This window comes from Gilliamella sp. B2717, from assembly GCF_026536675.1.
GTDB classification, from domain to species: domain Bacteria; phylum Pseudomonadota; class Gammaproteobacteria; order Enterobacterales; family Orbaceae; genus Gilliamella; species Gilliamella apicola_I.
Genome location: NZ_JAFNNQ010000023.1, coordinates 238 through 968, shown reverse-complemented (window position 1 = coordinate 968; position 731 = coordinate 238). Strand labels below are relative to the sequence as shown.

The 731-nt window shown below is 33.7% G+C and carries 1 protein-coding gene; it reads left to right on the top strand.

Annotation, left to right across the window (positions count from 1 at the left end; translation table 11 throughout):
* The coding region (locus J3U35_RS04845) for an N-acetylmuramoyl-L-alanine amidase (protein WP_267359885.1) at positions 1-731 on the top strand (731 nt) is incomplete at both ends.

Here is a 731-nt window from a genome sequence, read left to right as displayed (position 1 = left end):
CGACAAAAATGCTTTGGTGGGATGATGTCACCAAAGGTTTAGCTAAGCAAAGTCAACAGACGGAACAAAGTGAAGCAGAAACTAAAAAAGAGCAATCAGCAGACACCTCAAGTAAACAAGCAGAAACTTCATCAACGCCTGCCACCTTGAACGAAAGCGGTAGGGTGTGGTTTATTCATCCTTTATCTTTGGTTACATTTACTATGTTGAAAATCACAAATAAAGAAGTTTGCCCTATAGATCCTGCATACAGAAGTCATTTTGTTCTACATTGCACTGATGGAAATATGAGTGAAGAAACTATCAAAGCAAAAACTAATGTAAATAATCCAGAAAAAAAAGTAAGGAGTAAAGCTCATAAATATATTATGCAAAATGGAAATATAATTGAAATATGGCCTTTTACCGAAAAAAATGTATGGGCAACTAAAGCTGAATCTAGGAATAATTTAAAAGGAAGAATGTTCCATGTCGAAATTAATTATAAAAGTCCTGATGTTCCTACGGATAGTCAATATCAAGCTCTAGCTGATTTATATATTGAAGCTTCAGATATTGAAGGATGTTGGCCCATAATAGTACCTCATATTGAAGTTGATAGAGGTATTGCTGATGGTCATGCTGATCCTACTGATTTTGATTATAATAAATTTTACTCTATTTTGAGGAATAGAAACGTACCAATAGATGATATTCCTCATTTTGAACATGATAGATATTGGGGATATAGT